The organism is Bradyrhizobium sp. UFLA05-112 (genome assembly GCF_053572325.1).
Window position 1 is genome coordinate 167,118 of record NZ_JBANBK010000003.1, and the last position, 26,131, is coordinate 193,248.

General features: G+C 64.4%; 23 protein-coding genes and 1 riboswitch. Of the genes, 9 read left to right on the forward strand and 14 right to left on the reverse strand.

Annotated features, from left to right (window positions below; translation table 11 throughout):
- Nucleotides 1-6 precede the first annotated feature (6 nt).
- From SO180_RS03250 to SO180_RS03285, 8 genes are all read right to left on the reverse strand, one after another.
- Nucleotides 7-864 carry a carbohydrate ABC transporter permease gene (locus SO180_RS03250; protein WP_449377372.1) on the reverse strand — a complete coding sequence of 286 codons (858 nt, stop codon included), beginning with the start codon at nucleotides 862-864 and terminating at the stop codon, nucleotides 7-9.
- Nucleotides 857-1,786: a carbohydrate ABC transporter permease gene (locus tag SO180_RS03255; protein WP_449377373.1), complete on the reverse strand. Its 930-nt coding sequence runs from the start codon at nucleotides 1,784-1,786 to the stop codon at nucleotides 857-859. Before SO180_RS03255 ends, SO180_RS03250 begins: the two co-directional genes overlap by 8 nt.
- Nucleotides 1,783-3,069 (reverse strand): ABC transporter substrate-binding protein, encoded by a 1,287-nt coding sequence (locus SO180_RS03260; protein ID WP_449377374.1) that lies wholly within the window; start codon nucleotides 3,067-3,069, stop codon nucleotides 1,783-1,785. The genes SO180_RS03255 and SO180_RS03260 overlap by 4 nt, the downstream gene beginning before the upstream one ends.
- A gap of 60 nt (nucleotides 3,070-3,129) precedes the next feature.
- Nucleotides 3,130-4,302, reverse strand: a complete 1,173-nt coding sequence (locus SO180_RS03265) for an ROK family transcriptional regulator (protein WP_449377375.1) — start codon at nucleotides 4,300-4,302, stop codon at nucleotides 3,130-3,132.
- A 145-nt stretch (nucleotides 4,303-4,447) separates the two neighbouring features.
- Complete coding sequence (locus SO180_RS03270) at nucleotides 4,448-5,578, reverse strand: iron-containing alcohol dehydrogenase (protein WP_449377376.1); 1,131 nt, start codon at nucleotides 5,576-5,578, stop codon at nucleotides 4,448-4,450.
- A 17-nt stretch (nucleotides 5,579-5,595) separates the two neighbouring features.
- Nucleotides 5,596-6,627, reverse strand: coding sequence for a 4-hydroxythreonine-4-phosphate dehydrogenase PdxA (gene pdxA / locus SO180_RS03275; RefSeq protein WP_449377377.1), 1,032 nt, complete (start codon nucleotides 6,625-6,627; stop codon nucleotides 5,596-5,598).
- Nucleotides 6,624-7,739: a four-carbon acid sugar kinase family protein gene (locus tag SO180_RS03280; RefSeq protein WP_449377378.1), complete on the reverse strand. Its 1,116-nt coding sequence runs from the start codon at nucleotides 7,737-7,739 to the stop codon at nucleotides 6,624-6,626. The genes pdxA and SO180_RS03280 overlap by 4 nt, the downstream gene beginning before the upstream one ends.
- A complete protein-coding gene (locus SO180_RS03285) occupies nucleotides 7,736-8,638 on the reverse strand; it encodes a dihydrodipicolinate synthase family protein (protein WP_449377379.1) in 903 nt (300 codons plus the stop codon). Before SO180_RS03285 ends, SO180_RS03280 begins: the two co-directional genes overlap by 4 nt.
- A 232-nt stretch (nucleotides 8,639-8,870) precedes the next feature.
- On the opposite strand from SO180_RS03285, the gene SO180_RS03290 reads away from it, so the two are divergent.
- From SO180_RS03290 to SO180_RS03315, 6 genes are all read left to right on the forward strand, one after another.
- On the forward strand, nucleotides 8,871-9,668 hold the full coding sequence (locus SO180_RS03290; protein WP_449377380.1) for an IclR family transcriptional regulator: 798 nt from the start codon (nucleotides 8,871-8,873) through the stop codon (nucleotides 9,666-9,668).
- A gap of 222 nt (nucleotides 9,669-9,890) precedes the next feature.
- Nucleotides 9,891-11,327, forward strand: a complete 1,437-nt coding sequence (locus SO180_RS03295) for a sodium:solute symporter family protein (RefSeq protein ID WP_449377381.1) — start codon at nucleotides 9,891-9,893, stop codon at nucleotides 11,325-11,327.
- Complete coding sequence (locus SO180_RS03300) at nucleotides 11,324-12,511, forward strand: sialidase family protein (protein ID WP_449377382.1); 1,188 nt, start codon at nucleotides 11,324-11,326, stop codon at nucleotides 12,509-12,511. The genes SO180_RS03295 and SO180_RS03300 overlap by 4 nt, the downstream gene beginning before the upstream one ends.
- Before the next feature lie 4 nt (nucleotides 12,512-12,515).
- Nucleotides 12,516-13,196 (forward strand): SDR family NAD(P)-dependent oxidoreductase, encoded by a 681-nt coding sequence (locus tag SO180_RS03305; protein WP_449377383.1) that lies wholly within the window; start codon nucleotides 12,516-12,518, stop codon nucleotides 13,194-13,196.
- 81 nt (nucleotides 13,197-13,277) lie between these two features.
- Nucleotides 13,278-15,230, forward strand: a complete 1,953-nt coding sequence (locus SO180_RS03310) for an alpha/beta hydrolase domain-containing protein (RefSeq protein ID WP_449377384.1) — start codon at nucleotides 13,278-13,280, stop codon at nucleotides 15,228-15,230.
- Nucleotides 15,231-15,348: 118 nt separating this feature from the next.
- Nucleotides 15,349-15,774, forward strand: coding sequence for a response regulator transcription factor (locus SO180_RS03315; RefSeq protein WP_449377385.1), 426 nt, complete (start codon nucleotides 15,349-15,351; stop codon nucleotides 15,772-15,774).
- A gap of 3 nt (nucleotides 15,775-15,777) precedes the next feature.
- On the opposite strand, the gene SO180_RS03320 is transcribed toward SO180_RS03315, so the two are convergent.
- Together SO180_RS03320 and SO180_RS03325 are read right to left on the reverse strand one after the other, a co-directional pair.
- Nucleotides 15,778-16,440, reverse strand: coding sequence for a response regulator transcription factor (locus SO180_RS03320; RefSeq protein ID WP_449377386.1), 663 nt, complete (start codon nucleotides 16,438-16,440; stop codon nucleotides 15,778-15,780).
- Nucleotides 16,441-16,849: 409 nt separating this feature from the next.
- The gene (locus SO180_RS03325) at nucleotides 16,850-17,734 is read right to left on the reverse strand and encodes a LysR family transcriptional regulator (protein ID WP_449377387.1); all 885 of its coding nucleotides are present in this window, start codon (nucleotides 17,732-17,734) and stop codon (nucleotides 16,850-16,852) included.
- A gap of 132 nt (nucleotides 17,735-17,866) precedes the next feature.
- On the opposite strand from SO180_RS03325, the gene SO180_RS03330 reads away from it, so the two are divergent.
- Together SO180_RS03330 and SO180_RS03335 are read left to right on the forward strand one after the other, a co-directional pair.
- Complete coding sequence (locus SO180_RS03330) at nucleotides 17,867-18,805, forward strand: ring-cleaving dioxygenase (RefSeq protein WP_449377388.1); 939 nt, start codon at nucleotides 17,867-17,869, stop codon at nucleotides 18,803-18,805.
- Complete coding sequence (locus SO180_RS03335; RefSeq protein ID WP_449377389.1) at nucleotides 18,805-19,458, forward strand: alpha/beta hydrolase; 654 nt, start codon at nucleotides 18,805-18,807, stop codon at nucleotides 19,456-19,458. Before SO180_RS03330 ends, SO180_RS03335 begins: the two co-directional genes overlap by 1 nt.
- Before the next feature lie 6 nt (nucleotides 19,459-19,464).
- Here SO180_RS03335 and SO180_RS03340 read toward each other — a convergent pair whose 3' ends face one another.
- Together SO180_RS03340 and SO180_RS03345 are read right to left on the reverse strand one after the other, a co-directional pair.
- The gene (locus SO180_RS03340) at nucleotides 19,465-20,913 is read right to left on the reverse strand and encodes a PepSY domain-containing protein (RefSeq protein WP_449377390.1); all 1,449 of its coding nucleotides are present in this window, start codon (nucleotides 20,911-20,913) and stop codon (nucleotides 19,465-19,467) included.
- A 12-nt stretch (nucleotides 20,914-20,925) separates the two neighbouring features.
- Nucleotides 20,926-23,292 carry a TonB-dependent receptor gene (locus SO180_RS03345; protein WP_449377391.1) on the reverse strand — a complete coding sequence of 789 codons (2,367 nt, stop codon included), beginning with the start codon at nucleotides 23,290-23,292 and terminating at the stop codon, nucleotides 20,926-20,928.
- Nucleotides 23,293-23,409: 117 nt separating this feature from the next.
- A riboswitch (cobalamin riboswitch) is annotated at nucleotides 23,410-23,609 on the reverse strand.
- A gap of 75 nt (nucleotides 23,610-23,684) precedes the next feature.
- On the opposite strand from SO180_RS03345, the gene SO180_RS03350 reads away from it, so the two are divergent.
- A complete protein-coding gene (locus SO180_RS03350) occupies nucleotides 23,685-24,257 on the forward strand; it encodes a histidine phosphatase family protein (RefSeq protein WP_449377392.1) in 573 nt (190 codons plus the stop codon).
- A 6-nt stretch (nucleotides 24,258-24,263) separates the two neighbouring features.
- Here the strand turns inward: SO180_RS03350 and cobT are convergent, their stop codons facing one another.
- Entirely contained in the window at nucleotides 24,264-25,322 is a 1,059-nt protein-coding gene (gene cobT, locus SO180_RS03355) for a nicotinate-nucleotide--dimethylbenzimidazole phosphoribosyltransferase (RefSeq protein WP_449377393.1), read from the reverse strand.
- Nucleotides 25,323-25,357: 35 nt separating this feature from the next.
- The gene (cobF, locus tag SO180_RS03360) at nucleotides 25,358-26,107 is read right to left on the reverse strand and encodes a precorrin-6A synthase (deacetylating) (protein ID WP_449377394.1); all 750 of its coding nucleotides are present in this window, start codon (nucleotides 26,105-26,107) and stop codon (nucleotides 25,358-25,360) included.
- Nucleotides 26,108-26,131 lie beyond the last annotated feature (24 nt).

Sequence of the window (26,131 nt, forward strand, 5' to 3'; positions counted from 1 at the left end):
ACCCCATCATTTCACTGCTCCGGCGGTAAGGCCGCGCACGAAGTACCGACCGCCGAGGAGATAGATCAACAAGGTGGGCAGCGCTGCGATGATCACGGCAGCGCTCTGCACGCCATGCTTCGGGATATCCGCGATAGCGGCGGATAGCGCGATGAGAGCGGCCGTAACTGGCTGCTGTTGGCCGGTCGTGAATGTCACGCCATAGAGGAACTCGTTCCAGATGTGCGTGAACTGCCAGATCACGGTGACGATCAGGATGGGCGACGACAGCGGCAGAATGATGCGCCAGAAAATACGAAAGAACCCGGCGCCATCGATACGCGCGGCCCTGATCAGCTCATGTGGGATGGCGACATAGTAGTTCCGGCAGAACAGCGTGGTGAAGGAGAGCCCCTGGATCGTATGAATCAGCACGAGGCCCGTCAACGTGTTGATGAGCCCGATGTCCCGCAGCACGATAGTCCAGGGAAGCAAGCGCATCTGCTGCGGAAGGAAGAGACCAAGGGTCACGATGCCGTAGATCCAGCTATCGCCGCGAAAACGCCAGAGCGATACGGCGTAACCGGCAATCGCACCGAGTATGGTGGAGAAGATCGTCGCAGGAATCGTGACGAGCGCGGAGTTCAGCATGTACGGCCGGATGCCGGCGCAGGTCTCGGCGACGCAGAAACCGCTCCAGGCAGCAGCGTAGTTGCTCCAGGCCCAGTGTTTTGGCCAACCGATCATCGAGGCCTGCGCGATCTCCTCGTTCGTTCGGAGCGAGTTCAGCACGACAACAACCAGTGGCGCGAGCCAGGCTGCCGCGATCAATGAAACAAGCAGATAGATCAGGATCCGGTTCGGCGCGAAGGCGTGATCACGCATGGATCACCCGCCGTCGCTGGTAATAGCGCCATGCGGCATACGGCAGCAGCACCGCAAGGAGAATCAGCAGCATCAGCACCGCCGCCGCCGCACCCCGGCCGAGTTGGCTGCGCTGGAACATGAGGTCGTAGACCACAAGGGCCGGCAGCTGGGTCGCGATCCCGGGCCCGCCGTTGGTGAGCGCGCGGACGAGGTCAAAAGCCGAAATCGCGAACTGCAGCTGGACCACGATGACGGTGATGGTGATCGGCCACAGCGTCGGCAAAATGACGCGCCGGTAGGTTCGGAACGGACCGGCACCGTCGATCTGCGCAGCCTTGATGATGTCGGCGTCGACCGACCGAAGGCCGGCAAGAAAGAGTGCCATGGCGAATCCCGAGGATTGCCAGATCGCCGCGATGACAATCGTCCAGATGGCCATGTCGCGGTCGACCAGCCAGTCGAACCGGAAGGATGTCCAGCCGAGGTCATGGACGAGCTTCTCGATTCCGATGCCGGGATTGAGCAGCCAGCTCCAGACCGTGCCGGTGACGACGAACGACACCGCGAGGGGATACAGGAAGATAGATCGCAGCACGTTCTCGCCGCGAATGCGCTGGTCGAGCAGGATCGCGAGTATGAGCCCGGTCACCAGACTTAGCAGCACGAACGCGCTGCCAAACAGCAGCAGATTGTCGAAGGCGATCTGCCAGTTCCGTGACGCCAAGACCGCCGTGTAGTTGCGCAAGCCCACCCACCCCGAGACCGGAACAAGCGTGGATGGCGTGAACGAAATCCAGATCGTCCAGATCGAAAACGAAATGAGGTGCGCTGCAGACAAGAGCAGCGGCACCCAGATCATCAGATATTCGGGCAGCCGGCGCACCATTTCAGAGGTCGCCGGCCGGCCCGGTCGCGCTGCTGTCGAGACGGCGTCGGTCAACGTGAGCTCTCGACGGCGTCGGCGAGGCGGGTGACCGCCTGTTCCGGCGTAATCGTCTTGTTCTTCACGTACTCTGTGATCACGTCGATCATCGCTGCGGTCAGCCCGTTTTCCTGCGCCATGTTGTGCGCGAGGCTCAGGACGGCCTGATTGTTGGCGACAGCATCTTTCAGAGCTGCAGCGGTTCGCCGTTGACCGTCGGACCAGCCGGCACCGGAGAGGTCGACATCGGTGCGCACGGGGATCGATCCTGTGATCTGCGAATACATGGTCTGGATCGCCGGATCCATGACGAGCTGGGCCATCAGCGTCTGACCGGCCTGCAGATCGGCCTCCTTGCGTTGCCAGAATATGAAGGCATCGGCATTCAACAGGAACACCGGCTTGCTGTTGTCGCTGGGGCCCGGCACGATGATGAAGTCCTCGAACTTGAAACCGGCGTTGCGCAACACGCCCTGCGCCCACCCGCCCTGGATCATCATGCCCATGTCGCCGTCGACGAAACGCTTCAGGTTGGTGGCAAACGGTTGGGCGCCGACATTGGGATCCATCCAGTCGGCGATCTTGCGCGTCTGCGCGAACGCAGCCTTTATGTCGGGCCCCTCCAGGGCCTTCTTGTCGAGATTCATGATGGCTGCGCGGTATGAAGTCGGACTGATGCCGGCGAAAGAGGCCTCGAATTTCTGCCCATCGTCGGGGCGTGTGCCGCCGTTGGCGATGGGATATGTGACACCGCCCGCCTTCATCTTCTCGGCGAGATCGTTGAACTCGGCCCAGGTGACGGGGGCCTTGTCGGCCTTGGCTTTGTCCAACGCACGTTTGGAGAGAAACAGCATGTTGGTGCTGTAGATCTGCAACGGCAGTGCGATCCACTTGCCCGCCGGCTTGTGCAATTTTGCAAGATCTGGTGCGACAACCTTTTCGTAGCCAGCAGCAGCGACGATGGCATCGAGATCGACTGTCGGGGCGATCTTCGACCAGGCCGCGATCTCGGGGCCCTTGAGCTGCGAACAGGCCGGCGGATCGCCGGCGATGATCTGGGTGCGGAGCTTATTCATCATCTCGGTGGTGAACCCGGGAACAGGCGAGTGCTGCCAGACCCCGCCTTTCTCCTCGAATTTCTTGCCGAGCGCCGTGATGGCCGCCCCATCGCTACCGGCGGACCATTGCGAGATCGCTGTCAGGCGCGGCTTGACCGCGCCTTGCGCACGAGCAAACGCCGGCAGGGCCAGCGCGGCAGCGGATCCAGCGAGCAGACGACGCCTTGTTGTTGTAATCGGCATAGCAAGTTCCTCCCGGGTGCGAACTTTTTTTGGCACGAGTGAGCCGTGGCTCAAGACATTTCAGGCAGCCTCCGTCGATGCGGCCGGCATGCCGCCGCGGCACGCGAGACAACAGGCGGCAAAGGCGAGCGCGGCATTCGGATCGCTTCCGTTCGAAGGCGGCACGAAAGCGAGTGACACCTCGGCGAGCTTGCGGCCGCCGAGCAGGCTGGTATCGATCCCGTCGATCACGGCCTTGCGATCGTCCTCGCTAAGAAGGGACGGCCAGCCACTGATGACGACGCCAGGACTGGGCTTCACGTTCAGCGTATTGCCGATCGCAAGGCCGAGCCGGAACAGCCGGCGGCGCAACTCCTGGCGCACGCGCGCGGGAAACGGGATTGCATTCATCCAGAGGTCGCCGAGTTGCAGCAAGTCGGATTCGCTGACACCAAGAAGCTCGGCCAGCGCAGGCAGCGAGGTATAGGCCTCGACACATCCATGATGGCCGCAACGACAGCGCGGACCGCCTTCGCCGAACACCATGTGGCCGAGCTCAACCGGCCGCGAGGCATTTGCCTCGATCGCGTCGTCCACCCACGCGCCTGCGACACCCTGGCCGACGAACACGAACAGATGGGCGCCTGTAAGCGGATAATCTTCGGTGCGGCAGCGATGAAACATCGCATGCGCCACGACCGAGTTCGTGAACTCGACAGTTGCGTCCGCGAACGTCTCGCTGAACATGTCGCGAACCATGGCGACGTCACAGGGAATGATCGGATTGTGCAACTCACTCAACCGGCCGAGCCCCGGAACCGAAACGCCGATCTGCGCGAGGCCGTCTCCTCGCCGCCGCGTCCAGTTCCGAAGCAGGTGCAGTGCGTCGCGAAAGACCCCGCCGACGGTGTCGGCGGTCAGCGCCTTCGGCAATGGCAGACGCTCGACGTAGCTGAGCTCGCCCGAAAGCGTGCCGACGCCGACGCTCAGCCGCTGTGTGGTCAGCTCGAAAGCCGCCAGCGCCACGGACCTGTCGAGCGACACCAGGCCGGTCGGGCCACCGAAGTAAGGCGCAGGTCGCCTCACTTCTTCGATCAAGCCTTCGGCCTTCAGGTCAAACAAGATGCGCGACAGGCTCGCCTCGGACAGGCGCACCGCCTTGGCCAGAGGAGGCCGAAACATGCCGCCCGACTTGAGCAGGTGCCCAAGAATGGCCGCACGCGTCTGCCGCCGACTTCGCGGCTGCTCCGACATTTCCGTCCCTGTCGTCATTCTTACTTAGTGTAAGAATGTGCGAGGAGCGTTTCGCCTGTCAAGGCGCCCGCTGGCTAGACGTTGGACTTAGTGTTGTGCGAGGCAGCAAAGTTTCAAGCAACGGACTCGTCTTCCCACGAAACAGTCAGAATGCCGCCTGGTACATCTTGAGGATCGCATCGCGGCCGAGATCGCGCGGATTGTTGTCGAGAAGACGGCGAATTGCGTGGGCCTCGTCGACCATCGCGCCAAGGTCATCCGCGGGCACGCCGAGCGCGGACAACTTCATCTCGATGCCGAGATCCGCGCAGAACTTGTAGGCCGCCTCGAACGCAGCCGCAGGGTTCCTGGTCGCGGGCGCACCGAGCCCCTCCAGCACGCCCTCCGTCTTTGCTTCCACCGCCGGCATGTTGAACGCCAGCGTATGCGGGAAGATCACCGCGCAGGCGAGGCCATGGGCGATGTGATGGCGGGTGCCGAGCGGATAGGCCACCGCGTGGCCCGCGGTGGTGTTGACTGGCCCAAGGCAGAAGCCGCCATAGAGCGATGCCAATGACAGCGCGGCGCGCGCCTCGCGATCCGCACCATCCTTGACCGCGCGCGCGAGATAGCGGCCGACGAGGCGGATGCCTTCGAGCGCATAGAGATCAATGGCCGGATGTGCCTTGCGGCTGGTGAAGGCTTCAGTGCAGTGCGCGAGCGCATCGACGCCCGTCGCGGCCGTTACCTGCGGGGGAACAGTCATGGTGAGGTCGGGATCGACGACCGCGAGATCGGCCAGCATGAAGCGGCTCTGCACGGCGAGCTTGTTGCGGGTCGCGGGATCCGTGACGAGTGCGCGGATGCCGCCCTCGCTGCCGGTGCCTGACGTGGTCGGCACCTGGATCAGCGCGACGGCGCGACCCGCCACCTTGTCCGGACCGACGACATCGGCAAGCTTCTGCTCGCCGGTGCTGAGCACGGCGACGAGCTTGGCGAGATCCATCGCGCTGCCGCCGCCGAAGCCGACCACGAGATCCGGCCGCGCCGCGTGGGCCACGCCGAGCGCCTTCTCCAGATTGGGAACGTCCGGCTCCGGCTTGACCTCGCCGAATACGGTCACCTCGCCCGGCAGCGCGAGCAGGTCGACGCGCGCCGCGTTGAAGGCATCGGCGACGACGAGCGGACGCCGCACGCCCTTCCCGCGTGCGAACCGCGCCACCGCGGCGATAGTGCCGGATCCAAACTCGATCACTTCAGGGCGAATGATTTCGATCGACGCAGAAAGGTTGGTCATGGTTCTCTTTCCCGGACTCAGGCGCGCGTCGCGCTGGCGGCAAGACGTTCGGCATATTCGATCGCCTCGATCAGGCTGCGCTCATTGGCGATGCCCTTGCCGGCGATGTCGAAGGCGGTGCCGTGGTCGACGGAGGTGCGGATGATCGGCAGGCCGAGCGTGATGTTGACGCCGGACAGCTCCTGCCAGCGGCCGGTGGCAGGATCAACCTCGAAGCCGAGCAGCTTGACCGGGATGTGTCCCTGGTCGTGATACATCGCGATCACGGCGTCGTACTGGCCGGCGCGCAGTTTCACGAACACGGTATCGCCCGGCACCGGGCCGACGATGTTCAGCCCATCGGCGACAGCCTTCGCGATCGTCGGCTCCGACACGTCAATGTCCTGGCGGCCGAACAATCCGCCCTCGCCGGCGTGCGGATTGAGCGCGGCCACGGCGATCTTCGGCTTGTCCAGGCCAAGGCCGCGCAGCGCCTTGTCGGTGAGATCGATGACATAGCGCAGGCGTTCCGGCGTCAGCCGCTTCGGCACGTCCTGAAGCGCGACATGGGTCGAGACATGGCTGACCCGCATGTTGCCATGGGCGAGCATCATCACCGATCCCTTGACGCCGGTAAGCTCGGCCAGCATCTCGGTATGGCCGGGATAGTGGTAGCCCGCCTTGTTGAGCGCTTCCTTGTTCAAGGGCGCGGTGACGATCCCGCCGATCCGCCCGGCCTGTGTCAGGCGCACGCCCTGCTCTACCGCCTTGAACGCGAAGCGGCCGCCGTCGGCCGTCAGAACGCCGGGCTTGATCGGCTCGCCTTCGTCATCGGCCTGGAGAAAGCACAGATTCGGCCAGTCCTTGTCGGACGTGTGCACCTCGGGGATATCGAGTTTCGCGGCCAGTTGCGCGGCCGCATTCTTCAATGCTGCGCCGCTGCCGATGATCAACAGCCGGAGATCACCTGCTTCGATCCGCGATCGCAGCTTCTCGCAGGCCTTGATGATGATCTCCGGACCGATCCCGGCGGGATCGCCCATGGTGATGGCGAGATGCGGATGGGTCATATGTCGTGTCTCTCGTTGATCAACTGATTGTCCTGCAACAGCGTGTGCCACAAGTTCGGCGCGCCGAAGGCGCCTGATTTCGAGATCACCGCAACGCCGTCCCAGCGGCCGCCGCGAATGATCGAGCACGGCAGGCCCGGCATGATGCGCCCAGTCACCTCTAACGCGTTTGCGTCCAGCGCAAGGCACAATGCCCGCAAGGTCTCGCCGCCCGCAACGATCAGCGTGCCCGGCGGCTCGAGCGCCGTGGTCACCGCCCCGAGTCCGCGCGCGATGCGGCGCGCCGCCTCATCGCGGGACAGACCGGGCGCGAGAGCGAACTTCACCAGCGCGACGCCTTCCGTACCGAGCTTGCGGCGAACCGGTCCGGCGTTGTCTTCACCAGTTTCCGCAAGCGCAATGACGGCATCACCGCAGGCTGCCAGCTGTGCGGCCGTCGCAGGTTGATCCGATCCGAACAGCCCGAGGACCGGCTTGCGCAGTACCGACGGCGCGGACGCATCGCTGCCGCGTGCGAGCGCGCCGGCGAGACCGCCGCTGCCGCACCACAGGACCGGCTGCGACGCGCGGCGTCCGATCGCGACGATGCGATCGAGATCATCCTCGCTCTCAGCGTCGAAGACGCTGATGCCGGCAGGCAGATCGGCGTCGAACCGTCCCGTCTGCGCGTCGAGGCCTTCGGCTGCGAGCTGCGCCAGCAGGTTGTCGCCGACCCGCGACCAGCTCCCGTCGTGCGCGCGCGCATATTGCTGGCCGCCAAAGGTGCGGCGTCCCTGATAGGCGAACGCCGGAGCCACGATGCAGGCCTTCCACGGCGCCGATCGCAGGCACGCCCCGAGCTCGGCAGCCCAGGCGCCGCGCAACAGGCTGTCGACCTTCTTGTAGGCGATCGCCCCATTGCGTAGCAGCGGCGCGAGGCGCTCGACGATCTGCGCGCTCTCGGCCTTGTCACGCTCCCGCGTTCCGGTATCGACCGCGAGACATGCAGGAAGCTGCGAGGGCAGTGCCTCCGCCCATGTCACCTGAAGTGGTCCGCACATACCGACGAACTCGGCGGCCGTGTCCAGCGCACCGGTCAGATCGTCGGCGAGAAGGCGGAGCGTCGGCTTCACGCCTGCTCCTTGACGAGCCCTGTGGCCAGCAGCTTGTCGGCGTTCTCCTGCGACAGCGGCAGCAGCGGCGGCCGCATCCGGCGCCAGCCGGCATGGCCGGTTTCCTGCGCCAGCAGCGTCTTCAGCGAAGCGATCTGCGGGAACACGGACACACGCTCGCGCGCCTTGACGATGCGGTTCTGCGCCGCTTCGAGCGCGGCGTCATCATCCTTGTAGTGACGGAACACGTAAGCGAGCTCGCGCCCCACCAGGTTCGAGGTTGCGGTGATGCAGCCCGCGCCGCCCTTCTTCAGCAGCGGCAGCAGCAGCGGATCGGCGCCTGCGAGCACGGCGAAGTCGGGGAATTTCTCGATCATCGCCGTCATGTTGGCGAAGTCACCGGAAGAATCCTTGATGCCGACGATGACGTCCGGATAGGCCGCGCGCAACCGCGCGACCACCGCATGCGGGATCGGCTGATGTGACATCTGGGGGATGTGATAGAGCACGACCTTGAGCCTGACATCAGCGACACGCTGAATGACCTCGCTGTAGGAGGCATACAGTCCCTCGTCCGTGACGTCCTTGTAGTAGAATGGCGGCAGCATCACGACGGTGGTGGCACCGAGCGAGAGGGCATGCCGCGTCAGCTCGACCGTCTCGGTCAACGCCGGCACGCCGGTTCCCGGCAGGAGCTTTGACGGCGCGATGCCGGCGCGGACGACGCTCTCGATCAGCGCCTTGCGTTCGCTCGCGGAAAACGAGTTGGCTTCGCCGGTCGTGCCCAGCAATGCGATGCCGTCACAACCTTCGCTCAGAAGATGGCGACAATGCTTGACGAAGACGGCATGATCCGGCGCAAGATCGGCATCCAGCGGCGTCAACGCCGCGCAAAACACGCCTTTGGGCTGAACGTCCACGACGAGAGCTCCTCCGTTGGCATCCGGCCGATCGATTGATCGGAATCCGAACAATTGTTGTCAATCCTTGAGGATGTGATTAGACTTCGCAGTCGCGGCCGTCAAGCGAGCAGCCCATGCCTTTTTATCCGGGAGGGCTCCCCTGCTTGCCAACGGGCCGAAGTAAAGCGCGGATTCGCGAGTGGTTCCAACTCTCTCGTGGACGACGCGCCGCCAGATGAAGGAACGAACATTGGCCAAGACCGCATCGCCAGCCGACAATCCCAAGAACTTTGTGAACTCGGTGGCCAAGGCCTTCGCAGTGTTGAAGAGCTTTTCGGCCGAAGAGTTCGAATTGACGATCACAGAGATTGCCGAGCGCGCCGAGATGGACCGCGGCACGGCGTTTCGCCTGGTGCAGACGCTGGTCAAACTCGGCTATCTCCACGCCAACGAGGCGTCGCGCCATTATCGCCTCAGCCTGAAGTGCCTCGATCTCGGATACACCGCGCTCTCCGCCGGCAACCTGCGCGGCCAGGCCGAACCGCTGCTCCGCGAACTGGTCCCGGCGCTCGGTGACGCCGCCTCGCTGGGTGTTCTCGACGGCAGCGACGTCGTCTATCTCGCGCGCGTCAGCGCCGGTCTCGACCGCCACAAGATCGACCGCAGGCCCGGCAGCCGGATCAAGGCCTATGCCGCGGCACTCGGCCACGTCATGCTGGCGGGTCTGCCGAAAAACGAGCAGATCGCGCGGCTCGAGGCCACCGAGCGGATCAAATTGTCGGAGCGCACGCTGACGGATCTGAAGGCGCTGCTCACGCGGCTCGATCAGGTGCGCAAGCAGGGTTATGCCGTCTCGGACGGCGAGAACGCCTATGGCCTGCGCACCCTCGCCGCACCCGTCTTCGGCCCCGACAAATCCATCGTGGCCGGCATCAGTCTCACCGTCGACGCCAACCGCATCGATATCAAGACGTTCGAGAAATCAGCGCTGCCGGAAGTGCTACGCGTCGCCAAACTCCTGACCAACGCAGTCCAGATGAGCGGCTGATCCCTCTTCCAACCGGGAACCTATTGAACCCCCTGCGGCAATGAACGCCAGACGTGGCGCATCGACCGCCGCGTCAACGCGTACGCTTGACGGAGGGCGCTCGGGCAGGTCTAATAGGCATTAACAACATTTGTTCGCATTCCGATCAAACAGAGTCGGAACGAAACCGGACATAGCGGGCTTCACAACACCGCGTCCGCGTCACCAGAGGAAACACCACTGATGCAAGCCATCCTCAATGGAGAGAGCACGCTCATCGTCACGATGATCGCCGCCTACATCGCCTTCACGTCGTGGCTCACGATCAAGCTGCGCAGCAGGACGAGCGATCAGTTCATGACCGGCGCGCGCGCCATGCCGGCCGTTGTCGTCGGCGTGCTCATGATGTCCGAATTCGTCGGCGCCAAGTCGACCGTCGGCACGGCGCAGGAAGCGTTTCAGTCCGGCATGGCCGCCGGATGGGCCGTGCTCGGCGCCTCGATCGGCTTCCTTCTGTTCGGGTTCTTGATGGTCAAGAAACTCTACAATTCCGGCGAATACACGATCTCGGCCGCGATCGCGCAGAAATTCGGCAAGTCGACCATGCTCACGGTCTCGGTGATCATGATCTACGCTCTGCTGCTCGTGAACGTCGGCAACTATGTCAGCGGCGCAGCCGCCATCGCCACCTCGCTGCATATCAGCCTGCCCGTTGCGATGTGCATCATCGCCGTGGTCTCTACGTTCTATTACGTGTTCGGCGGCCTGAAGGGCGTGGCCTGGGTCACGATCCTCCACAGCGCCATCAAGGTCGTCGGCATCCTCATCATCTTCGCGGTCGCAATGTCGTTGACCGGCGGGATCGCGCCGATCCAGGCGAAACTGCCGGCTTATTATTTCAGCTGGGACGGCAAGATCGGCTTCACGACCATCTTCGCCTGGACCTTCGGCACGGTCGGCGCGATCTTCTCGACACAGTTCATCGTGCAGGCGATCTCCTCGACGCCGAGCGCCGACGACGCCCGCAAGGCGACCCTCTACGCGGCCGCGTTCTGTCTCCCTCTCGGCTTCCTGCTCGCCCTGATCGGCGTTGCGGCAAAATTCCTCTACCCCGACATGAACAGCCTCTACGCGCTGCCGGTATTCCTGGAGAAGATGCCGCCTCTGGCCTCCGCCTTCGTGACGACTTCGCTGGTCGCCTCGATATTCGTCAGCGTCTGCACGGTCGCGCTCGCGATCGCCTCGCTCGTGGTGCGCGACTTCTATGTCCCCTACTGGAAGCCGACGCCGGAGCGCGAGTTGAAGATGACGCGCGTATTCTCGGTCGTGATCGGCATCGTGCCGCTGGTGTTCGTGTTCTTCGTTCCCGAGATCCTCAAGCTGTCGTTCTTCACGCGCGCGCTCAGGCTGTCGATCACCATCGTCGCCATGATGGGCTTCTATCTGCCGCTGTTTGCCAGCAACCGCGGTGCGACCACGGGACTGATCGGGGCCGCCGTCTCGACGACGGTGTGGTATCTGCTTGGCAATCCCTTCGGCATCGACAACATGTACATCGCAGCGGCGACGCCCCTGGTCGTGATGGCGATCGAGCGCCTCGTGCTCGGCCGCCCGCCCACTGAGCGCGCCGCGCCGGCGACCACGCAAACCAGTACTTTTGTGGAAAGGACTTCAGCATGATCGCGGACATCGAGATCGCCGACGGCGTCGTGCGACAGGCGGCCGGCGAACCCGACCGGTTCGACGCCTTCATTCCGTCGCCCTGCGTGCAGAACCACGCGGCCAATCTGATGCCGCTTGCCAATGGCGACCTTGGCTGCGTCTGGTTCGGCGGCACGCAGGAAGGCATGTCGGACATATCGGTCTATTTCTCGCGTCTTGCCCGCGGCGCGACGCAATGGTCGCCGGCCGAAAAGCTGTCCGACGATTCCAAGCGTTCCGAGCAGAACCCGGTGCTGTTCCCTGCCCCGGATGGCGCGCTCTGGCTGATGTGGACGGCGCAGCTTGCGGGAAACCAGGACACGGCCTTCGTTCGCAGGCGCCTATCGCGCGACCACGGCCGGACCTGGGGCCCGATCGAAACGCTGTTCCCGGAGCAGCGCGGTCGCGGCACCTTCATCCGCCAGCCGATCGTGGTGCTCGACAATGGCGACTGGCTTTTGCCCGTCTTCTATTGCCACAGCACGCCGGGACGGAAATGGAACGGCGACGAGGACACAAGCGCGGTGAAGATTTCCTCCGACGCAGGCGCGACCTGGCGCGACGTGGACGTGCCAGGAAGCCGCGGCTGCGTGCATATGTGCATCGAGCGTCTTGACGATGGCTCGCTGCTCGCACTGTTTCGAAGCCGCTGGGCGGACAACATCTATCAGAGCCGATCCACCGATCACGGCCGCACCTGGTCGGCGCCGGTTGCGACCATCCTTCCGAACAATAACTCCTCGATACAGTTCACGCGGCTTGCCGACGGACATCTCGCGCTCGTCTTCAACGACTCCAGCGCCAATGCCGCGACCGAGCGCCGTCTGTCGCTCTACGACGAGATCGAGGACGAGCTGCCGCCCGTGATCGCCGGCGACGGCAAGACACACGGACGCACCGCGTTCTGGGGCGCACCGAGAGCGCCGATGACGCTCGCCGTCTCGGCCGATGGCGGACGGAGCTGGACCAAGCGCGACGTCGAGACTGGCGACGGTTACTGCATGACCAATAATTCGCGCGACCAGACCAACCGCGAGCTGTCATATCCGTCGATCAAGCAGACCGCCGACGGCGCGCTTCACATGGCCTTCACCTTCCATCGGCGGGCGATCAAGCATGTGCGCGTGACGGAGCCATGGGTCACGCACGCCGTCGGGGACTAGGACGATGGGCGGGCGGCCCCACGCACTTGTGACAGGCGCAAGTTCCGGCATCGGCGCCGCGGTCGTCGAACGCCTGCTGCGCGATGGTTGGCGCGTCACCGGCATCAGCCGCCGCCCCGCACCTCTCGACCATCCGGCGTTTGATCACCTGTCGCTTGACCTCGGGAACGTCGATGCCATCGCGCCTGCTCTCGCAAGCATCGCACCGACGGCTCTCGTTCATGCCGCGGGCGTCCTTAGGGTCGGCCAACTCGGCGCGCTCAACCATGACGACGGCGCGGCGATGTGGCGGCTGCATGTCGATGTCGCCGAGCGCCTCGCCAATGCACTGGCGCCGCGTCTACCCGAGGGCGGGCGCATCGTTTTCATCGGCAGCCGGACCGCATCGGGCGCATCCGGCCGGGGACAATATGCTGCGACGAAAGCGGCGCTGGTTGCGCTCGCACGCTCATGGGCGGCTGAGCTCGCGCCCCGCGGCATCACGGTCAACGTCGTCGCGCCCGCCGCGACCGAAACGCCGATGCTGAACGACCCGACGCGCGCCAATGTGACGCCTAAACTGCCGCCGATCGGCCGCTTCATTCGTCCCGAGGAAGTCGCCGCCAGCGTGGCGTTCCTGCTCTCGGCGGAAGCTGGCGCAATCACCGGGCAGCAACTCGTGATCTGCGGCGGCAGCTCTCTCTGAGCGCGACGCTCGCGCACGGCTTGCCAGATCGATCCGGCCACGCTCTACTCATCATGTCCTGACTCTGGGAGGAGACACGACATGATACGCTACGCCGCTCTCTTGAGCGGGCTGATCGCCCTCGCCTGCTCCACGCCCGCCAGTGCAGAGATCACACGGTTCAACGTCCTCGATCGCACCACCTCCGCCCTGCAAGGCCGCAGCTTCGGGCCCGCCGGTCAGGTCGAGAGGATAACCGCGAGCGCCACCATCGCGCTCGATCCGGCCAATCCCCGCAACGCCGTCATCACCGATCTCGACCGTGCGCCGCGCAATGTTGACGGCAAGGTCGAGGCAACCAGCGACGTCGTCATCCTCCGTCCTGCGCATCCGAACGGCATCCTGCTGTTCGAAATACCGAACCGTGGGCGCAGGCTGATATCAGCCTGGTTCGACAACAGCTCGATCCAGGGTAGCATCCGTCTCGATCAAGCCGACGACGCCGGCCGCGGCTTCCTGCTGTCGCAGGGCTACACGCTGGTCTGGGCGGGCTGGCAGGCGGACGCACCCACAGGCGCCGGCATGCTTGGAATCCAGGTGCCGGTCGTCGCGGGCATCACCGGGCCCGTCCGCGAGGAATGGAGTTTTGGCGACACGACCAATCCGCATGGCGCGACACTGAGCTATCCCGTTGCGGACCGGGCAAGCGCACAATTGTCGGTGCATGCTCGCGCCGACGATCCGCGCCAAACTCCACCGGAGCTCAAGCTCAGCTTCATCGACGACAAGACGATCGAGATCACGCGCCCGGCCGGCTTCACCTCGGATGCGCTGTACGAGCTGACCTACACGGCGCGCGACCCGAAGCTGACCGGAATGGGTCTCGCCGCAATCCGCGACGTCGCCGCCTTCCTGAGGCGCGAGGGCGGCCCGACCAATCCGCTCGCGGCCGACGGCCAGAGCGGCATCTCGCGAGCGATCGGACTTGGCATCTCGCAGTCCGGCCGCGTGCTGCGCGACGTGCTTTATTTTGGGATGAACGAGGACGAAACCGGACGTCTCGTGTTCGAGGCGATGATGCCGATCATTCCCGGCGCGCGGCGCAGCTTCACCAATGACCGTTTTGCCGAGCCGGGTCGCAATCCTGGGCCTGAGTTCGACCGCCTCTATCCCGTGCTGCGTTTCCCCTTCACCTATGCCGTGACGGAGGATGCGTTCACTGGACGGCGCGACGGACTGTTGCTCCGCTGCAGCCTGACCAACACCTGTCCGCGCATCATGCAGATCGATTCCGAGTTCGAGTTCTGGGGGTCCGAAGCGAGCTTGCTCGTCACCGACACGCGCGGGCGCAATCTGGAACCGCCGCCTGAGGTGCGGCTCTACATGGTTGCAGGCAGCCCGCACGGCAATGTCGCGACTGCCGTCGTTACACACAGGCCGACCTGCACCCTGCCTCTCAATCCCGTGTATGGCGGCCCCGCCTTCCGCGCGCTGCTCACCGGCTTGCAGGCGTGGATCACCGAGGACGTGGCACCGCCGGCAAGCCGCTACCCGACACTGGCGCAGAATACGCTTGCAGCAGCCAGGGACGTCTATCCGGTGCCGATCCCGGGCCTTGGCTATCGCGCTCAGTATGCGCGCGCGGAGGCAATTGAACAGGCAGCTCCGTTGCCGAAGGTACACGGAGAATACCCGCTCTATCTGCCGCGCGCCGGCGCTGATGGCAACGCGCTGGCTGGCGTCCGGCTGCCATTGCTTGCTGCGGCTCGCGCGACCTACACGGGATGGAATGCGATCGCAGGGGCAGATGGCGGACAAACGCTGTGCACCCAGATGGGCGGCACGCTCGCCTTCGCCAGCACGCGCGCAGAGCGTCTTGCGGCCGGCGACCCCCGCCCCTCGATCGAGGAGCTTTATCCCACGCCGGATGCTTATGTTGCCGCGGTCAAGGCTGCAGCCGTGCGCATGGTCGACGATCGTCTGCTCCTTCCCGAGGATGCAGCCGATGCCGTCGCCGCGGCGCAAGCCGGCACGCTGGCCCGACTTGCGCCCTGACGGCGCGTGCGCGGGCGTATCGCCGGCAAGCCGACGGCGCCCGAGTATACATCTGTATAGTCGCCGCGGTTGGTCGTTGGACCTAAGCTTGCGTTAACGGTCTTATGCGGGATCATCATTGTCGTCTCGCGATTGCCCGTTTTCGGGATTACGGATCGTGCAAGTACCTCATGCAGGACGACTCGTTGCGATCGTAGACGACGACAACTCGGTTCGTACCGCGGTTCGCGGGCTGCTGCGCTCCATTGGTGTTTCTGCGGAGGTCTTTGCATCTGCGGAGGAGTTTCTGCGCTCCGCGAAGATGGATCAGGTTGGCTGCTTGGTCGTCGACGCCAATATGCCGAACATGAGCGGACTTGATCTGCACCAGACGCTGCTCAGCCAGGGAAATTCGATCCCCACGATCATCATAACCGCCTACCCGAGTGACCATGTCCGGGCTCGCGCACAGCAGAATGGCGTGCATTGCCTGCTCACCAAGCCGTTCAACGAGGACGATCTGCTCAGCGCCATTCGCAACGCTCTGGCTCGAGCGGGTCGGTGACCGTCAGGCCACCTTGCCGCTGTCGTTCGATTTTCCCAGCGCGAGAAGAACCCGGTCTGCCATGCGCGACAACTCGGGCAGCGACTTCGCACGCATCTTTCGCATCACCTGGCCGCGATGAACCTTGACGGTGATCTCGCTGAGGCCAAGCTCCGCCGCGATCTGCTTGTTCAGCCGCCCACTCACCACCAGCGCCATGACTTCGCGCTCCCGCGGCGTCAGCGTTTCGAAGCGGGCCTTCAGCTCAGCGCTGATCTTCTCCTGCTCGAGCCAGGCGCGGTCGCGGGCATGGCCAAGCTGGATCGCGTCGAGCAGGTCCTGCTCGCGAAATGGCTTCGTCAGGAATTCGATTGCGCCGCCCTTCATCGCCTGGACGGACATCGGGATGTCGGCATGGCCGGTGATGAAGATAATCGGCAACTGCCGCTTGCCGCTGCCGAGCTCGCGCTGCAGCTCGAGTCCGCTTTGTCCCGGGAGGCGCACATCCAGCACGAGGCAGGTCGGTCCTTCGGGCCGCCCCGCATCCAGAAACTCGCTGACCGAACCCATCAGGCTGACCCGGAATCCCGCCGACCGCAGCAGATTGCCAAGCGATTGCCGTATGCTCGGATCGTCGTCGATCACGACCACTGTCGCGGGTTGATCCTTGTCCTTGGGCTCCGTCACAAGCGCACCTTGACACGTGCTTCGACCAAGGAGTGTAGCGGGCACCCCAAGACGAGGGAAGCGGGCGATCAGCGCACATTGGCCGTCCATCCCCGACCTTCCGGTGACATAGACTGAACCATTCAGTACGCTCGGCTATGCCATCGTATAGCTAGCGAAGCGAAACGAATTCAGTAAGTTAGTAGCATGAGTAGCGAAACCATATCACTCGTGTTCCCGGCGCTCGGCGTTACGATGCCGATCGCCGCGATCGTCCTGCTCGCCGGCGTGTAACGCGCCTCGACGGAGCACCTTCCGGCAGACGCCAAGCGCAGGCAACCTCGGCAGTCATTGAGCAAACGTCAGCGCGCGCCCGCGGGTCTGCTACGAGCCATCCCCTGCTGCGTTGCATCGAAACCCGTCCGGCGTATCAACCCTCGAACCGTTCCACCAAAAAATCGATGAACAGACGCACCTTGAGTGCGAGATGGCGTGTCGGCGGATAAAGCGCGTAGAGCGTCAGTGGAGGCGCATGATAGTCATCGAGACAGGTCCGAAGACGCCCGGTCTGCAAAGCGTCCTCGCCGATGAAGACGGGGAGCAAGGCGATTCCCCGCCCGGCCACCGCTGCATCGCGCAGCACCTCGGCATTGTTGACGCACAGCGTCCAGGACGGCTGGATCCAGTGATCGCCGTCCTTGCCCGACAGCTTCCACTGGTTGCCGGTGGAGAGGAATCCGTAAGTGAGGCAGTTGTGATCGCGCAAATCGTTGGGATGCGATGGCACGCCGTGGCTTCTGAAGTAATCCGGTGAAGCACAGATCACACGGGCGATCGGCGCGATCTTGCGCGCGATCAGGCTCGAGGATTCCAGATCGGCAATGCGCAAGGTGACATCGAGACCGTCCTGGAGCGGATCGACATTCTCGTCGCTCAGCACGAGCTGGATGCGAAGCTCGGGATAACGCTGCATGAACTCGGCAATCGCCGGCCCGAGCCGAAGCGTACCGAACGACATCGGTGCATTGACCCGCAGCAATCCGCGCGGTGTAGCCTGCGACTGAGTGACGGCATGGTCCGCGGCCTCGAGCTCGCCGATGATGCCCAGCACGCGCTCAAAATAGGCTTGGCCGTTTTCGGTCGGGCTGACGCGGCGCGTGGTGCGGTTCAAGAGCTGCACGCCGAGCTCGTCCTCGAGTTCGCCGACATATTTGCTCACCGCGGATCGCGACAATCGCAGCGCCCGGCCCGCTTCGGAAAAGCTGCCGAGCTCGACCACCTTCGCAAAGGCCCGCAGGCCTGCCAGCTTGTCCATTCCGGCACCGTTTCAATTGTCGCCATTTCATAGACAGTGATGCCATGAAACGCCAGATTGTCTTTGAAATGGAGCGGAACGATATTTCCAGCATGACGAGCCGATAGGGCTCACACGCAATGGAGACAAGTTATGGCCGGCCTTCACCACGTCACCGCGATTTCCGGTAACCCGCTGGGGAACCTGAAGTTCTACAGAGAGCTTCTGGGCCTGCGGCTGGTCAAGAAGACCGTGAATTTCGACGATCCCGGCACCTATCACCTCTATTATGGCGACGAGAGCGGCACGCCCGGCACCATCCTCACCTTCTTCCCTTGGGAGCATGCGGCACCGGGCCGGGGCGGCGTCGGCCAAACCCAGCAAACCGCCTTCCGCGTACCCGCACGCTCGATCGGCTACTGGACCCATCGCTTCATCGAGAAGGGCGTCGCGCATGAGGCGCTGGAGAAGCGATTTGGCGAGAGCGTGCTGTCCTTCACCGACCCTGACGGCATGAGCCTCGCTTTGGTCGGCGTACCCGGTGCCGAGAACGAGCGCGCCTGGAGCAACGGCGACGTTCCGACCGAGCACGCGATGCGCGGCTTTCACGGTGTGACGCTGCTGCTCGATGATGCCGCCAAGACCGGCGCCATCCTCACCAATGTGCTCGGCTTCGAGGCGGCCGGCCGCGAGGGTTCGATCAGCCGCTATCGTTCGCCGAACTCAGCCGGCGGCATCGTCGATATCTATGAGGCCAAGGGCTTTCTGCCCGGCCGCATGGGTCGCGGCTCCGTGCATCATATCGCGTTCCGTGCCGCTGACGATGCGACTGAGGCGGAGATGGCGCGTAAGCTCGTGACCGAGCACGGCATGCAGCCGACCGAGCAGAAGGACCGCAACTACTTCCGCTCGATCTACTTCCGCGAGCCCGGCGGCATCCTGTTCGAGATCGCCACCGACATTCCGGGCTTTGCCGTGGACGAGCCGCTCGCAACGCTCGGCGAGGCCTTGAAGCTGCCGCCGTTCCTGGAGGCACATCGCAAGGACATCGAAGGCGTGCTGGCCCCGCTGGGCGATGAGGAGGCGGCGTGATGAGCCAGCTCTCTTTCATCCACCGCTTCGAGAAGGGCACGCGGCGCGATCTTGCGCCGCTGCTGCTCCTGCACGGCACGGGCGGCGACGAGAACGACCTGATCCCGCTCGGCCGCATGGTGGCCCCTGACCGTGCGCTGCTCTCGGCGCGCGGACAGGTGCTGGAAGGCGGCGCGCCGCGCTTCTTCCGGCGGCTTGCCGAGGGCGTGTTTGACGAGGCCGACGTGGTGCGCCGCGCGCATGACCTTGCCGACTTCGTCGATGCCACACGCAACGAGTACGGCATCGCGGCGCCGGTGGCGCTTGGCTATTCCAACGGCGCCAACATCGCGGCGGCCATCCTGCTGCTTCGACCGCAAACCCTGCGCGGTGCCGTGCTGCTGCGCGCGATGGCGCCGCTGGCAAGGCCGCCCCAGGCCGATCTTGCCGGCAAGTCGGTGCTGCTGCTTTCCGGCCAGCACGATCCGATCGTCCCTCCCGGCAATGTCGGAGGCCTTGCCAGGACTCTCGCTGCATCTGGCGCGCGCGTGGAGAGCCGCGTGTTGCCGGTCGGCCACCAACTCTCCCAGCTCGACGTCAATCTGGCGCGCGAGTGGCTGGCCGAGGAAGGATTGTCCGACGGCTCACGCCGCAACGAAGCCGCGAACGCGTGAGGTCTGTCACGGCCGCAAGATCCCGGCGCCGATTGTGTAACGCAATCGGCGCCAGCCGATGACAATGCCGGTGAGCGAGAACACGAAGCCGAGGGCACACAAGCCGACGATCAGAACGCTGCGCACGTGCGCATGCGCCAGCAGGATGGGAAAATCCAGCGTGTGCAGGGCACTGTAGAGCCAACGATAGACCCGTCGCGACGAATCCAGCTTTTGCAGCACTACGCCGTTCGAACCGTCGATGTCGAACCAGACGTCGCCGCATCGCGTGCGGTAGACGGGTCCACCCGGCAGCAAAGACGATGCAGGATACTCATCGGTCGCACTGACCGGTGTTGGAACGCCACAACCGTCCCAAAGACGCTCGGTCACTCCTGAGATATCGCGGGGATTCAGGAATGGCTGTTGCTCGTCCGGTTTCGAATCCCCTGCCCTGACCAGGATCTGCCTGTCGAGACCGACGCGGTCGCGCCGGTAGAAGCTGCCGTTGAAGGCGAACCACTCGACCTCGCGGGCCGATGGTGAGATCGGCGGCCAGTTCACGGTCGCAAGCGCGGACCAGTCGGGCACCGCAGAGGCGATATTCGCTTCGGCTTGCGTCAACTGCCCGCGTGAGAACAAGCGTCCGTGGTCCATGGACAGCCAGCCACTGAAGATCAGGGTCAGCACGAAGGTCGTCGCCAAGAGCCCGATGACGTGATGCAGGGCATGCCAGCCGCGATAGGGTGAGCGCATTCGCCCTTTTTCAAGCCTGATCCGCGCGATGCCCAGCGCAGCGCCAAGCACGGCTGCGATCAATGCGAACAGCGAGAGGCTCCAGACGACCCCGTCCCACAGCGACCAGTTGCGCCTCAGCACAGTCGGATAGATCCAGTGCACGACGCTGCCGATGAAATTCCATCCGCGCTCGCGCCGCATCGTATCCAGGACGATCTCGCCCGTGACCGACGATACGTAAAGCTCCGTCCCATCAGCGTCGGCGAGTGCCACGCGGAACAGCGGCCGATGCCGATCGAAGCCGTTTGGCACGCTCCATTGATCGTACTCGGCAAGCGCGACGATCGACGCGCGGGCAACATCAAGCCCGCGCCGTCGCGCATGATCGGTCGCGATGGCAAGTGCAACGTCCGGCGATGTCACGGCGGCGTCGGCGCCGTCCGTTGCGCGGATTGCATGCGACCGCGAAGGCCCCATGACGACGTAGACGGGACCGTCGCTCCGCCGGATCAGCCGCACGCGCGCAGCGTCGGACAGTCCGCTCGCCGCGACGGCGTCCGACGGCCCAATCCCCGCAGCCACGTTTCCCAGTGGTGCGAGACTTTCGACGCGTTCCGCTTCACTCAATGAAGGAAACGGAACGAAGTGCATCACGATTCCGCTTGCGAACCACATCGCAAACAGCAGGCAGAACGCAATTCCAAGCCAGCGGTGCAGCAGGATCGTCGCGCCCATCATGCGATCATCACCTTACCACTTGAACGCGGCGGAGATCTCATAGGTGCGCGGCGCGCCCAGCAGAACCTGATCGGGGTAGAACGGATCGCCCCAGACCGCATAGCGCTTGTCGGTGATATTGCGCACGCGGAACGTCAGACGCGTCTGCTCGACGGCGAAGACCGATTTCGGGATGTCGACGAATGCGTAGACGTCTGCGATCGTGTAGGCGTTCAGCGTCACGGTGTTCGCATCGGTGTTGTAGCGATCGCCGACGTGACGTCCGACGACGCCGAGCTCCACCGGCCAAGGTGTGAGGAAAGGTGTGAAGAAGCGATAGGATGCGCCGGCATTGGCGACGATGCGCGGCACGTTTGGCGGCGTATTGCCGGAGAACGAGCCACCGGCAAAATTGTAGTCGGCATAGCGTGCATCGACATAGGCGATATTGCCCCACAGCCGCATGGCGTCCGTCACGCGCACGGCACCGGCGAGCTCCACGCCCTTGGACTCCTGTCGCCCGGCAATGTTGAGCTGCATGCCGCCGGCGGCTGCATAGACGTTCTTGCGCAGGATGTCGTAGGCCGAGAACGACCATTCTGCCCGATTGTCCCAGAACAGATGCTTGACGCCGGTCTCGTAGGTGCGCGAGGTCGTCAGGTCGAGCGGCTGCGTTGGTGCGAGCAGGAAGATGTTGTTGGCCGAGACGTCGGCGCCGGTCGCATACTGGCTATAGAAGGTCAGGCCGGGCACCGCTTCCCAGGTGTAGCCGATGCGGCCGGTCACCGGCGCCCAGTCCTTCGAGAACGGGAAGCCCGCCTTCTCAAGACCGCCGACGTTGGTCGAATTGCGGTCGAGCCCGATATGCTCGACGCGCAGGCCGCCGATCAGCGCGAAGCTTCGGGTGATCTTCAGCCGGTCCTCGAACGACAATGCTTCGTTGTCGATGCGCGCCGTCTGCTGCTGCGTCGTGAGCGGGCCATAGTAACCACGCGCGGGATCGACCAGCGTGACGAGATCATGCGGGAAATTCGCCGCGCCCGGCCGGACGAAATCGAGATCGCTCGCGGCGAAGGTCGTCACCAGGCGATTGTCAAAACCTGCGATATTCGCATCCCAGGTCAGGTCGGTGACGTTGCCGACCAGCCGCTGGCTGTGCGCCACATAGAAGCGCTCGCGATCGACCAGGTTTGAATTGGCGTTGAACGCCTCGACCTCGTTGTTGAACCACGTACGCTCGGCACCATAGCCATAGGTCTGGCTCTTCAAGGTGAGGCCCTGCGCGAGCTTGAGCTCGAAGCCGCCACGCAGCCACACCTCCTGCGCCGCGTTGCGATTGTCGAGCACATTGTAGTTGGTGTTGAAGGTGCGGTCGTCGATCGTGACGGGGCCGAGATTCGACCCGTTGTAGTTCGAGACGTAGCTGCCGGAGACGATGCCGGCTGTGGCGTGCGACCCGCTGTAGGCGATCGGCACCAGCGGAACGCCCCAATAGCCCTTTGAGCGATCCTCCCTGTATTCGATCGCGCCCCAGAGCTTGAGATTGTCCGAGACGCGATAGTTGAGCTGGCTCGATACATCGAGCGTCTTGGTGCTGGTGTCGTCGGCAAAGCCATTGAGCGAGGAGCGGCTGACGTCGAACCGATAATCGAGACCCTGCACATTGGTGCTGCCACCGGAGCCGTAATAGCTGCGGTACGAGTTCAGCGAGTCGTACGAAAAGAATGCCTCGTTCTGGACCGGCCCGGTGTGCGGCTGCTTGGTCACGAAATTGACCGCGCCGCCGCTGGCGCCCTCGCCTGACATCAGCGAGGCCGGCCCCTTCAGAAACTCCACCGCTTCCAGATTGGCCGTGTCCATGATGCGCGAGGTCATGTTCTGCGGGCCGATCTTGATGCCGTTGTAGAGAGTATTGATCTGACTGTTGGTGAAGCCGCGCATCGAGAAGGCCGAAGGCTCCGCCGGATTGTCGCCGGCGGTCACGCCGACCGTGCCCTGCGCGACGTCCGAAACGGTCCGGTAGCCCTGCTCGCGAATCGTCTCGGCCGAGATCACCTCGACGGTCGCGGGCACCTCACGCGCAGTGAGGCCGAGACGCGAAGCGCTTTCGGCCACCGCATTCGTGTTGAGTGGTGTCTGCGTCGCGTTCTGAACGGCCGGCTTTTGCGAGGTCACGGCGGTCGCCGTTCTGTTCGGCGCCGCGCGCCGGGCGCTTCGCTCATTGCGTCCGCCCGGCTTGGCCGGCTTGCGGCTTTGGTCGGCCTGGCGGACCTCGACCGGCGGCAATTGCTCGCGGACTTGCTGCGCAACGGCTGCGGATATATCGACGAAGATGAACGGCGTGAGAATGCTGGACGCGCGCAGGAATTTGCGCGGGTAGCCGGTGCGGGCGGAAGACATGGTTCGGACCTCGGTATGACGTCAGTGGCACGTCACAGCGAACCAAGTCTCAACCTTCGGCGCAGTTCTCGCCTCCAGCTAAGCCAAATGTCTGTACTCCCCGACCGACATCTTCGCGTGTGACCACGGCTGACGGCAGGTCTCCTGGCTCGCGGGTCGTGACCTCTTCGCCGCCTTCCCGGGACCGAGAGCCCAGTGGCTTGTGACGAAGGATTCTCCGCTTACAGTTGCGGGGGCAGCTACGGCATTGGGGAAAATCCCCGCACCGCATTCCCTTTTCATCCCCGGATGGGGAAACCGTCGCGAGCATCTATGATTAGGAGCGACAGAGAGTCAATGTGCTGGCCGCGGCATTCTTGTCGCAGCGGTGCAAACGTCTGTGGAGATGCTGAATGGAGGGGGACACCTTCCTCTGGTTGGTGAGACATGCGGTCGTCGATGGCGTCGCGGGGACGATCCACGCCATGGATGCGCAGGCCGACCTCAGCGACCGGACGCGTTTGGACGCGTTGCGACGGTGCCTGCCGCAGGGGGCCGCGAGCTACGCGAGCCCGGCACGACGGACCGTCGACACGGCGCACGCGCTCGGGCTCGATCCGATCCTCGTGCCCGGGTTCAGCGAGCAGGATTTTGGCGAATGGACCGGACGACGTCACGACGATCTCGCCGCCTCGGGCGGCGAGCCCTACGCGCAGTTCTGGGCCAATCCAGCGCACGCGAGGCCGCCGGGCGGCGAAAGTTTTGAAGATCAGATCGCCAGAACCCGTGAAGGCCTTCACCGCATCGAAAGAGGACCGGCGGTCCTCGTCGTCCATTCCGGCACCATCCGCGCTGTGCTGTGCATCGCGCTCGACCTCGCCCCGGAGGCGGCGCTGCGCTTTGCGATCGAGCCACTCTCGCTCACCCGCATCGATCGGCTCGCGAACGGCTGGCGGATCGTGTCGGTCAATCAGACGATCGCTTGAGCCGTCTCAGGCCGGACGATCCGGAACATTGGCCTGCGCGAACGTCGCCATGCCATTGTGCAGGGCGCAGGCGAGCCGCACCAGCGGCAGCGCGATCGCGGCGCCCGATCCCTCCCCGAGCCTGAGATCGAGGCTGACCAGCGGCTGAACGTTGAGCGCGCGAAGCACCAGGCGATGACCCAGCTCCGCCGACTGGTGCGACGGCAGCAGGAACGGTTGACATGACGGATTGAGGCGCGCGGCCGCCAGCGCAGCAACCGACACGATGAAGCCGTCGATCAGGGTTGGAACACGCCGCTGTGCAGCCGCGATGATTGCGCCGCAGATCGCCGCGATTTCGAGGCCGCCGACTGCGCGCAGGACCTCCTCCGCAGACGCGCCCGTCTTCGTCAGGCCATGCCGTGCAAGCGCAGCGTCGATCACGCGCGCCTTGCGTGCACGCCCTACGGCATCGACACCGGTGCCGCTGCCGGCGATCTCGTCGGCGCTCACGCCGAGCAGGCTCGCCGCGATCGCCGCCGACGCCGTGGTATTGCCGATGCCCATCTCGCCGAGGATGAGGAGATCAGGCTGCTTCGCCGCCGCACGCGTCACAGCGCGCTGTCCGCATTCGAACGCAAACACCAGCTCCGCCGGCTCCAGCGCAGCTTCCACGCTGAAATCGCGCGTGCCACAGCGCGGCTTGTCCGCGACAATCCCCGCGCCCTCCGACTGTGCCAGCGAGCCGGCATCGACGACCTCGAGACTTAAGCCCAATTCACGCGCCAGCACCGAAATCGCAGCACCGCCGGCGGCGAAATTCGACATCATCGCGATCGTGACTTCCTGCGGATAGGCGGAGACGCCCTGGGCGACGATGCCGTGATCGCCGGCAAAGACGATGATCGGCACGCGCGCGGCGCGCGGCTGCTCCGTCTCCTGCAGGCCCGCAAGGTCGATCGCGACCTGCTCGAGCCGACCGAGCGCACCGGTCGGCTTGGTCAGTTGCGCCTGCCGCGCCATCGCCGCCTCGCGGTGCGAGGTCGAGATACCCGGGCATTTCTCGTAAACCCAATTGGGGAGCATGTCGTCCTGCCTCCGTTCACGCGACTGCGGTCGCGTCACACGCTGCGTTTGAGAATGTAGCTGTCCATGATCCAGCCGTGCCGTTCGCGCGCCTCCTGCCGTGCGGCGACGATGCGCGGACCGATCTCGGCCAACGCACCCGACATGACGACCTGATCGGGCATGCCGAGATAGGCGCCCCACCAGATCTGCAGGCCTTGCGGATCGAGCGACTGAAACGCCGTGCCGCCATCGAGCATCACCACCACGGTGTCGGCTCCGTCAGGCCAGCCGCCTTCGCGCAGTCGCCGCCCTGTCGTGACCAGGAAAGGCGCGCCGATATCGTTCAGCGGCAGCGCATGCGCCGCGCACAGCGCCTGGATCGACGTGATGCCGGGGATGACTTCGATCGCGGGCAAAGGATCAAGCCGTCGCGCGATCCTCAGGGACGAGTCATAGAGCGACGGGTCGCCCCAGATCAGCAACGCAACGCGGCCATCATGTACGAGATGGCCCGCGATCGCCTGCGACCAGGTCGCAGCGACCGCATCATGCCAGTCGTCGACGCCCTTGCGGTAGTCAGCCTCGCCGGCGTCACGCACCGGCAAGTCGAACTCCGCGATACGCGTCTCTTTGTTGGTGAGCACATCGGCGCAAATCGTCCGCCGCAGGTCGGCGAGATCGGACTTCTGCGTCCCCTTGCGCGGAATCAGCACGAGATCTGCCGCATTGATGGCACGGATCGCGGCAAGCGTGAGCTGCTCGGGATCGCCGCAACCGATACCTATCAGGGAGAGCGTGACCATCACGAGTGTGAAGGGCGACCATGA

Excerpts from the sequence above, each read along its gene's own strand:
- SO180_RS03300 (WP_449377382.1), top strand. The coding sequence starts at position 11,324 with ATGATCGCGGACATCGAGATCGCCGACGGCGTCGTGCGACAGGCGGCC.
- SO180_RS03330 (WP_449377388.1), top strand. The coding sequence starts at position 17,867 with ATGGCCGGCCTTCACCACGTCACCGCGATTTCCGGTAACCCGCTGGGG.
- cobF (WP_449377394.1), bottom strand. The coding sequence starts at position 26,107 with ATGGTCACGCTCTCCCTGATAGGTATCGGTTGCGGCGATCCCGAGCAG.
- SO180_RS03335 (WP_449377389.1), top strand. The coding sequence starts at position 18,805 with ATGAGCCAGCTCTCTTTCATCCACCGCTTCGAGAAGGGCACGCGGCGC.
- SO180_RS03340 (WP_449377390.1), bottom strand. The coding sequence starts at position 20,913 with ATGATGGGCGCGACGATCCTGCTGCACCGCTGGCTTGGAATTGCGTTC.
- SO180_RS03345 (WP_449377391.1), bottom strand. The coding sequence starts at position 23,292 with ATGTCTTCCGCCCGCACCGGCTACCCGCGCAAATTCCTGCGCGCGTCC.
- SO180_RS03270 (WP_449377376.1), bottom strand. The coding sequence starts at position 5,578 with ATGACCAACCTTTCTGCGTCGATCGAAATCATTCGCCCTGAAGTGATC.
- SO180_RS03310 (WP_449377384.1), top strand. The coding sequence starts at position 13,278 with ATGATACGCTACGCCGCTCTCTTGAGCGGGCTGATCGCCCTCGCCTGC.
- SO180_RS03260 (WP_449377374.1), bottom strand. The coding sequence starts at position 3,069 with ATGCCGATTACAACAACAAGGCGTCGTCTGCTCGCTGGATCCGCTGCC.
- SO180_RS03325 (WP_449377387.1), bottom strand. The coding sequence starts at position 17,734 with ATGGACAAGCTGGCAGGCCTGCGGGCCTTTGCGAAGGTGGTCGAGCTC.
- SO180_RS03265 (WP_449377375.1), bottom strand. The coding sequence starts at position 4,302 with ATGTCGGAGCAGCCGCGAAGTCGGCGGCAGACGCGTGCGGCCATTCTT.
- pdxA (WP_449377377.1), bottom strand. The coding sequence starts at position 6,627 with ATGACCCATCCGCATCTCGCCATCACCATGGGCGATCCCGCCGGGATC.
- cobT (WP_449377393.1), bottom strand. The coding sequence starts at position 25,322 with ATGCTCCCCAATTGGGTTTACGAGAAATGCCCGGGTATCTCGACCTCG.
- SO180_RS03295 (WP_449377381.1), top strand. The coding sequence starts at position 9,891 with ATGCAAGCCATCCTCAATGGAGAGAGCACGCTCATCGTCACGATGATC.
- SO180_RS03305 (WP_449377383.1), top strand. The coding sequence starts at position 12,516 with ATGGGCGGGCGGCCCCACGCACTTGTGACAGGCGCAAGTTCCGGCATC.
- SO180_RS03350 (WP_449377392.1), top strand. The coding sequence starts at position 23,685 with ATGGAGGGGGACACCTTCCTCTGGTTGGTGAGACATGCGGTCGTCGAT.
- SO180_RS03250 (WP_449377372.1), bottom strand. The coding sequence starts at position 864 with ATGCGTGATCACGCCTTCGCGCCGAACCGGATCCTGATCTATCTGCTT.